This window comes from Azonexus sp., from assembly GCF_036170495.1.
In the GTDB taxonomy this organism is placed as follows: domain Bacteria; phylum Pseudomonadota; class Gammaproteobacteria; order Burkholderiales; family Rhodocyclaceae; genus Azonexus.
On sequence record NZ_JAVHPH010000459.1, the window covers coordinates 1 to 8,367 of the forward strand.

An 8,367-nucleotide genomic window follows, 5' to 3' on the forward strand; every position below is an offset into this window, starting at 1 on the left:
CTGCATCAAGGCTTGCCCGACCGGTGCGCTTGACCATAGCCTGACCGACATCAACAAGGCAAAGATGGGTGTCGCCGTGCTCATCGACCACGAAACCTGCCTCAACTTCCTCGGCCTGCGCTGCGATGTCTGTTATCGCGTCTGCCCGGTGATCGACAAGGCCATCACGCTCGAAACCGTGCCCAATCCACGCACCGGCCGCCACGCCATGTTCCTGCCGACCGTGCATTCGGAATTCTGCACGGGCTGCGGCAAATGCGAGAAATCCTGCGTCCTTGAAGAGGCAGCCATCCGCATCCTGCCACCCAAGCTGGCCAAGGGCCAACTGGGCAAGCACTACCGGGTGGGCTGGGAGGAAAAATCCAAGGCCGGCCATTCGCTGATCGATGAATCGACAATACACGACCTGCCCGACCGTCTGCCGGAAGGCGCGGTCCTGCCTGGTCACTACGATCCGGCCAGCGGTCACACCGAGAGCATGCGCGGCCTGCCGGGGAGCGAGGCCGGCGCGATTCCGAGCCATCCGCCCGGATTGGGAGATAAGCCATGAGCAGCGCCCAAAGGAAGCGTATCGGGGCCGAAGCGGTGGCCGAAAAAGGCTGGTTCCATGCTCACAAATGGCTGATCCTGCGCCGCCTTTCGCAATTGTCGATCCTCGCCCTGTTTCTCGCCGGACCGTGGTTTGGCCTGTGGATCGTCAAGGGCAACCTGGCCTACAGTTACACGCTCGGGGTTTTGCCGCTGACTGATCCTTACGTTGCTTTGCAATCGATGCTTACCGGCCACCTGCCGGAAACCCTCGGGCTGGTCGGTATGGCCATCGTGCTCGGCTTCTATCTGCTGGTCGGCGGGCGCGTCTATTGCAGCTGGGTATGCCCGGTCAATATGGTCACCGACGCCGCCGGCTGGCTGCGTGACCGGCTTGGCATCAAGGGCGGCGCCCAGCTTGGCCGCAATACGCGCTACTGGATTCTCGGCATGACTTTCGTCGGCGCGGCGATCACCGGCGTGGTGCTGTGGGAACTGGTCAACCCGGTGTCGATGCTGCAGCGCGGCCTGGTTTTCGGCATGGGCATGGCGTGGACCGTGGTGTTGGCTATTTTCCTGTTCGATCTGTTCGTGACCAGTCGTGGCTGGTGCGGTCGGCTTTGCCCGGTCGGCGCTTTCTACAGCCTGCTCGGTCGGCGGAGCCCGTTGCGGGTAGCCGCGACCAAGCGCTCGGCCTGCAACGACTGCATGGACTGCTTCGCGGTGTGCCCCGAGCCGCAGGTCATCCGGCCGGCGCTGAAAGGCGAAGGCAAGGGCAGCGGCCCGGTGATTCTGGCGCCGAATTGCACCAATTGCGGTCGCTGTATCGATGTCTGCTCGAAGGATGTCTTCCGCTTCGGCGGGCGCCACGCGGTGGCCGATCCGGCGCCTTGAGATCGGGACAAAAACAAAGGGAGCCGGCCAGCTCCCTTTGTTCAGGCCATTCCTACGGTCAACCGGGAAAAACAGCCAAAATCGAAATGCGCGCTCAGGCTTCGGCCAGGACGCCGCGCATCTTCTGTAGCGCCTTGACCTCGATCTGGCGAATCCGCTCGGCCGACACATCGAATTCGGCGGCCAGGTCGTGCAGCGTGGCAGCCTCGCCTTCCGGCAACCAGCGGGCTTCGACGATGCGCCGGCTACGCGGGTCGAGCGTCGCCAGGGCTTCTTGCAGTCCCTCATCCTGCAGGCGGGCAACCGCCTTGTTTTCGAGCACACGGGTCGGCTCGTAACGCGAATCAGCCAGGTAATCGATCGGCGCAAAGGCTTCGTCGCCGTCATCCGGATTGCCTTCCAGCGCGATGTCGCGGCCCGACAGGCGGGTTTCCATCTCGACCACTTCGTTCTGCTTGACGCCCAGGCGCGCCGCGACTTCAGCCGCTTGCGTGCCGGATAGCGTATCGACGCCTTCGTAATCGCTCTTCAGGCTGCGCAGGTTGAAGAACAGCTTGCGCTGGGCCTTGGTCGTCGCCACTTTGACCAGACGCCAGTTTTTCAGGATGTACTCGTGAATCTCGGCCTTGATCCAGTGCATGGCAAACGACACCAGACGCACGCCGCGCGTCGGGTCGAAGCGCTTGACGGCTTTCATCAGGCCGATATTGCCTTCCTGGATCAGGTCGGCGTGCGGCAGGCCGTAGCCGAGATAGCCACGGGCAATGGAGATGACGAGACGCAGGTGCGAAAGCACGAGCTGACGCGCCGCTTCCACATCGCCTTCGTTGTGGAAACGCTCGGCCAGCCGGATTTCCTCCGCCTCGGCCAGCATCGGATAACGGTTCGCCACCTGAATATAGGCGTCGATGTTGCCGATAGCTGACGGGATGGGAAGTGTCAGGGCATGGGTCATAGCGTAATGTCCTCCTTCAAATTACATCTCTATATTAGCACTCGCTGCCTAAGAGTGCTAAGGCCGGAAAAAGTTTCCCGGACGAAGGGTGGCGTCAGGGAAAGCACCAATGCAGAAAAAACCACGCCGGGTTTAGGCTGGTTGGACCATGCCATGGTTATCCGATGCGTGGCATCGAGGCAGGAGGGCCCGATGGGCAGTTACCAACCAAGGGGACAATAATGTACATATTCAAAAGCTTCTGTCTGTTTTTAGGTGTCACATTTGTGCTCGGGAGCGGCCCGCTATTCGCCGAGCCGCAAAGTATCCGGATCGGCGTGATCGGACCGCTCAGTTCAAAATCGTCCGAGGATATGGGGCTGAGCATCGTTGGCGGGGCCAAGGTTTTTGTTTCGGACATTAACCAGTCCGGCGGAATACTGGGGCGGCCGATTGAGCTGGTTGTCCGTGACGACCAGGCCACACCCGAGGTCGGGGTGGCCATGGCCCGGGAACTGGTGGACAAGGAGAAGGTAGTTGCCGTGGTCGGCTTCGCCAATACCGGCGTTGCGCTACCTTCGGCCAAGGTGCTCCAGGAGGCCAAAATCCCGGTCATCGTGAGCGGCGCCACCGGCGCGACGGTGACCCGGTCATTCATGCCGCCGGCTTATCCGGTCAGTTATGTGTTCCGTACCTCGGCCAGCGACGAACTGCAGCCGGTGGTTATCCTCAACGACGTGATCGACCGGCGCAAGCTCGACAAGATTGCGTTGCTCCACGACGAATCGCCTTATGGCCAGTTCGGCCGGCAGAGCGTCCTGGCCGAATTGGCCCGACGTCAGCTCAAGCCGGTGCTAGTCGAGGGGTTCAAGGTCGGCGAGGTGAACATGACGGCGTTGTTGCAAAGGGTCAGGGAGAGCGGCGCCGACGTCATCGTCATGTACTGCCTGGGGGCGGATGCGGCGACGGTGGTAAAAAGTGCCGAGAAAATGGATTTGAAGTTGCCGATGGTCGGCCCGTGGACCTTGTCGCAACAGACTTTCATCGACAAGGCCGGGAAGAGCGCCGAGGGGGCCAGGACATCGGTGACCTTTGTCGAGAGCGAGCTGAGTTCGGTGAAAAGCCAGTTTTCGCTGAATTACCGGAAGATCAATAATGTCCGCCGGATTCCCTCGGCCGTCGCGGCAGCCCAGACTTACGATGCGTTGCGCCTGATCTCGCTAGCTATCTTTCAGGCCAATTCGACGGCCGGTCCGCAGATTCAGGCCGCCCTCGAAGACCTGCATTATCAGACGGTATCGACCGTCGTCTCCCGCTACGCCCGGCCTTTCAGCAAAACCGACCACGAGGCCGTCGCCGGCAACATGGTCGTCATGGGCGAAATTCGCCAGGGCCAAGTCGCCTATGCCTACAAGGAAGACGCGAGCAGCGCGGTGATCATGCGGACGAAAACCCCAGGCCGATAGCGACGGTCAACCGCAAAAAATGGCCAAAATTGACATAGCCGACCCCGCTCCGTTTTCATATTTGGGTTGCTTCCCCCCTTAAAAGCCCTAAAATTGCGCCCCTTCTGGTCCGCTGGCTTTTTCCGCGGGCCAAACCCGCTTTGACCAAACCAAGGAATGAACATGAACAAATCCGAACTGATTGATGCCATCGCCGAAGAAGCCGGTCTGACCAAGGCCGACGCCGCCAAGGCCCTCGACGCCGTGACCGGCGCCATTGTTGCTGCCGTGGCCAGTGGCGACTCGGTGTCCCTGATCGGCTTCGGTACTTTTAAGGCATCGGCCCGCGCTGCCCGCGAAGGCAAGAACCCGAAGACCGGCGAAAAGCTGTCGATCGCTGCGACGACCGTGCCGAAGTTTTCGGCTGGCAGCAATTTCAAGGCCGCCGTCGCCAAGAAGTAATCCGGCGCTCAGCCCAAAAAGCCCCAGAGCCTGGATTTCTGGGGCTTTTTGCTTTTTGATCTCTTTGTTTCAAAGTGAATGGCCATGACTTTCAAAGATAGTTCGTCTGATTTTCAGCTCATTGATGTCAGCTTGATCGAACCCGATCCGCAACATCCCCGACAGAACATCGACGAAAGCAGCCTCAAGGGGCTGGCTAATTCCATTCAGAAAATGGGCGTGATTCATCCGCTGGTCGTCAGGCCGGCGCATGCCGCTGGCCGCTACACCATTGTCGTCGGCGAGCGGCGTCGGCAGGCGGCCATTCTGGCCGGCGAAAAGACCGTGCCGGTCATCGTTCGTGCCTGCGCGGCGGCGGAAACCCTCGAGGTCCAGGTTTTCGAGAATATCGGCCTGGGCGTGCGCGCCCCCTTGGAGGCCCGTGAAATGGCCAACGCCATTCAGACCATCGCGGCGCGTTTCGCGTCGCCGGATGAGGCGGCCCAGCACTTCGGCCGGGCGCCGACCTGGCTGGCCCAGGCGACGGCAGCCGCCAATCTGTCGGAGAAGGTCACCGCCTTGCTCGATGCCGGCAAGATTTCGAGCACCGGTGCCGCCGTTCAGCTCGAACGGCTGGCGAAGAAGAACGAGGCCAAGGCCGAGGTTCTGATCGACCGAATCGGCCAATTGCCCGAGGGCGAGAAGGTGTCGAAGAAAGTCGTCGATAACGCGCTGTTGGAAGTCACCGGCGGGCGGAAAAAGAAGGAGGACGCGGGTTACGACGCAGCGGCTCAGGCCGTTACGGTGCCGCCGGTATCCGACATTCCGCCGTGGGAAGAGCTGCCGGACACGCCGAAAATCACCAGCGCCCGGCGTCGGATCAGCCAGGACAAGGTCAGGCTCGTCGCTGAACTGCTCGGCCTGGCCGATGGCGATGAGGAAGAAGTACTTATTCGCCTGATCGACGAATTCCTGGCCCAGAAGAATTCCTGATCCCGCGGAGCAGTCTCAAACCGTCCCGGCCTGCTGGGTGAAACGCGCCAGAACGTGGCCGGTCATGCCCTTGGCCAATTCTTCCTCGCCATAAAAAACGGCGCCCAGTTTGTCATTGCGTAGTAGCGCTGACTCAGCCTCGCTGTGGGTGCGCAGGACGATTTCAATGTCCGGATTGAGTGTTCTGGCTGTTTCGACCATCTGCCGGACGTTGATCGGGTCTGGGCTGGCGATGACCAGCATGGCGGCATCGGCAATGTGCGCCTGAATCAGGACGGAAGGCTCGCTGGCATCTCCCGAGACGGCGGCGATCCCCTTGTGGCGCAGGCTTTCGACCAGTTCCCGGTTCTGCTCGGCGACCACGTAAGGAATCCCCTGGCTTTCCAGCGCCTCGGCTATCCGGTGCCCGACCCGGCCGTAACCGACCAGCACGACCTGTTTTTCGAGAAATTTGCGCTCGGTGCTCATCGGCAGTTCGGCAAACGGATCGCCGCGTTGTTCCAGCTCGCGGGCCTTGGCTGACCGGCCGAGCGCCCCGCGCCGCAAGGGCTCGATGGCCGAGAACATCAGCGGATTGAGGGCAATCGAGAACAGCGCACCGGCCAGAATCAGGCTCATCCCTTCGCTCGTCATCAGGCCCAGGGACTGGCCCAACCCGGCCAGAATGAAGGAAAACTCGCCGATCTGGGCGAGGCTGGCGGCAACGGTCAGCGCCGTGTTGAGCGGGTAACGCAGGGCAAGGACCAGAGCCATGGCGGCCAGCGTTTTGCCGACCATGATGATGGCGACGACGCCGAGAACCTGCAAAGGCTTGTCGACCAGAATCGACGGCTGGAAAAGCATGCCGACCGAGACGAAGAACAGCACGGAAAAGGCATCGCGCAGGGGCAGGGATTCTTCGGCGGCGCGATGGCTGAATTCCGACTCGCGCATGACCATGCCGGCAAAGAAGGCGCCGAGTGCGAACGACACGCTGAATAGCTGGGCTGCGCCGTAGGCGATGCCGATGGCTGCGGCAACGACGGACAGCGTGAAAAGCTCGCGCGAGCCGGTGGCGGCGATGTGCCAGAGCAGCCAGGGAATGAGTTTGCGCCCGACGAGCATCATGAGGCCGATGAAGGCACAGACCTCGAGTAGCGTCCGGGCGATGGTGATCCACAGTGCCTGGTCGCCGGCGGCGGCCGACGCGTTGCCGCCGAGAATACCGGCCAGCGGCGGCAGCAGGACGAGGACGAGCACCGTGGCCAGGTCTTCGACGATCAGCCAGCCGACCGCGATCCGGCCGTTCATGCTGTCGAGGACGCCTCTCGCTTCGAGCGCCTTGAGCAGTACGACGGTGCTGGCGCAGGACAGCGAGAGGCCGAAGAGCAGGCCGTGTCCCCATTCCCAGCCCCAACCCCAGGCCACGGCCATGCCGAGCAGGGTGGCGCAAGCCATCTGGACGACGGCGCCGGGGACGGCGATGCGTTTGACGGCCATGAGGTCGCCCAGCGAAAAATGCAGGCCGACGCCGAACATGAGCAGCATGACGCCGATTTCGGAGAGCTGGGCGGCGATCTGCATGTCGGCGACGAAGCCCGGGGTGGTCGGGCCGATCAGGATGCCGGCGGCGAGATAGCCGACCAGTGCGGGAATCTTCAGGCGTTCGGCGGCAAAGCCGAGGATCAGGGCGATGCCGAAGCCGGCCGCCAGGGTGGTGATCAGGGGAATGTTGTGGTCCATGGGGGCCTTGGTGAGTCGATTGTTCTCTTTTACCGGACGGTCCTCTTTCGGACAAGCAGGGCGGTCCGAAGATTCCCTCCAGAAAAGCCAAGCGCTTCAATCCTTGGCCAATGGCTTGGTATAGTCGCTAACCGGATTCGCTCCTGCCCTCGCTCAAATCGTGTCCACCAACGCCTATCGCGGCCGTTTCGCCCCATCGCCCACCGGCCCGCTGCACTTCGGTTCCCTGGTTGCCGCCGTCGGCAGCTACCTCGATGCCCGCACGCAGGGCGGCGCATGGCTGGTGCGCATGGAGGATGTCGATACGCCGCGCAACGTGGCGGGGGCGGCCGATGCCATCCTGAAAACGCTGGAAGCTTTCGGCTTTGAATGGGATGGGTCGGTGTTGTATCAGAGCGACCGCTTCGACGCCTATGCAGCGGCGCTGGAAAAGCTCAAGTCCGCTGGCCTGGCCTACGGCTGCGCCTGCTCGCGCAAGGAGATCGCCGATTCGGCGACGCGTCCGGCGGTCGATGGCGGGCTGGCGTATCCCGGCACCTGCCGCGCCGGCTTGCCGCTGGGGCGGGCGGTGCGGGCCTGGCGGTTACGCGTCAATGACGACGAAATCGCTTTCGCCGATCGCCTGCAGGGGCGCGTCGCCCAGCATCTCGACAGCGATGTCGGCGACTTCGTGCTGCGCCGGGCCGACGGCTTGTTCGCCTACCAGCTGGCGGTTACGGTCGACGACGATTTTCAGCAAATTTCACAAGTCGTGCGCGGCGCTGATTTGCTCGCCTCGACGCCGCGCCAGATCTGGCTGCAACGCTGTCTGGGTGTTTCCACGCCGCGCTACGCCCATCTGCCGGTGGCCGCCAATGCGGCTGGCGAAAAGCTGTCGAAGCAGACGCTGGCCCGGCCTTTGGCGAGCGAGATCGCGGCGGCCGAGCTGGTCCGGGCGCTCGATTTTCTCGGTCAGGCCGTGCCGGCTGAACTGGCCCGGGCGACGGTGGCCGAGGTCTGGGCCTGGGCGCTTAAGAACTGGTCGTTCGCGGCCATTCCGCGGCAAGCGGCGATCATCATTCCTCTGGCTTAGTGCCTTCGCCGTGCCAGTGGCGCTGGCTGTAGCCGGCAATGCCGACCATGGCGCGGACCAGCCCGTAGGCCAGCCAGCGCAGGAAACGGGAATGGATGGGCTGGCGCGACAGTTCTTCGGCGAGCAGTTCGCGGGCACCGCTGGCCATGGCGTTCCGGAGGCTGGTTTCGAGTTCGCCGGCAAATCCCGCATCGCGCACGACAAGATTGGCCTCCTTGGCGAGGAGCAGGCTGAACGGGTCGATGTTCGATGAGCCGACGGTGGCCCATTCGCCGTCGATGACGGCAACCTTGGCATGCATGAAACTCTTTTCGTACTCGAAGATGCGCAGGCCGGCT

At 62.6% G+C, this 8,367-nt stretch carries 9 protein-coding genes; 6 read left to right on the plus strand and 3 right to left on the minus strand.

The window, feature by feature from the left end:
• Both ADADOO_RS16490 and napH read left to right on the plus strand, forming a co-directional pair.
• Positions 1-550: 4Fe-4S dicluster domain-containing protein (locus ADADOO_RS16490; protein ID WP_511278601.1), on the plus strand; the 550-nt coding region annotated here is incomplete at its 5' end.
• Complete coding sequence (gene napH / locus ADADOO_RS16495; RefSeq protein WP_511278602.1) at positions 547-1,422, plus strand: quinol dehydrogenase ferredoxin subunit NapH; 876 nt, start codon at positions 547-549, stop codon at positions 1,420-1,422. The genes ADADOO_RS16490 and napH, both read left to right, overlap by 4 nt.
• Positions 1,423-1,516: 94 nt before the next feature.
• Here napH and rpoH read toward each other — a convergent pair whose 3' ends face one another.
• On the minus strand, positions 1,517-2,377 hold the full coding sequence (gene rpoH, locus ADADOO_RS16500) for an RNA polymerase sigma factor RpoH (RefSeq protein WP_511278603.1): 861 nt from the start codon (positions 2,375-2,377) through the stop codon (positions 1,517-1,519).
• A gap of 221 nt (positions 2,378-2,598) precedes the next feature.
• Between rpoH and ADADOO_RS16505 the strand changes: the two genes are divergently transcribed.
• From ADADOO_RS16505 to ADADOO_RS16515, 3 genes are all read left to right on the plus strand, one after another.
• Entirely contained in the window at positions 2,599-3,822 is a 1,224-nt protein-coding gene (locus ADADOO_RS16505) for an ABC transporter substrate-binding protein (protein WP_511278604.1), read from the plus strand.
• Positions 3,823-3,984: 162 nt separating this feature from the next.
• Complete coding sequence (locus tag ADADOO_RS16510) at positions 3,985-4,263, plus strand: HU family DNA-binding protein (RefSeq protein WP_511278605.1); 279 nt, start codon at positions 3,985-3,987, stop codon at positions 4,261-4,263.
• 84 nt (positions 4,264-4,347) lie between these two features.
• Entirely contained in the window at positions 4,348-5,235 is an 888-nt protein-coding gene (locus tag ADADOO_RS16515; RefSeq protein ID WP_511278606.1) for a ParB/RepB/Spo0J family partition protein, read from the plus strand.
• A gap of 15 nt (positions 5,236-5,250) precedes the next feature.
• Here ADADOO_RS16515 and ADADOO_RS16520 read toward each other — a convergent pair whose 3' ends face one another.
• Complete coding sequence (locus ADADOO_RS16520) at positions 5,251-6,957, minus strand: cation:proton antiporter domain-containing protein (protein WP_511278607.1); 1,707 nt, start codon at positions 6,955-6,957, stop codon at positions 5,251-5,253.
• Positions 6,958-7,114: 157 nt separating this feature from the next.
• Here ADADOO_RS16520 and gluQRS point away from each other — a divergent pair, with 157 nt between their 5' ends.
• Positions 7,115-8,029: a tRNA glutamyl-Q(34) synthetase GluQRS gene (gene gluQRS, locus ADADOO_RS16525; RefSeq protein ID WP_511278609.1), complete on the plus strand. Its 915-nt coding sequence runs from the start codon at positions 7,115-7,117 to the stop codon at positions 8,027-8,029.
• Here gluQRS and ADADOO_RS16530 read toward each other — a convergent pair.
• On the minus strand, positions 8,013-8,367 hold a 355-nt coding region (locus ADADOO_RS16530; protein ID WP_511278608.1), incomplete at its 5' end, for a phospholipase D-like domain-containing protein. The genes gluQRS and ADADOO_RS16530 overlap by 17 nt on opposite strands.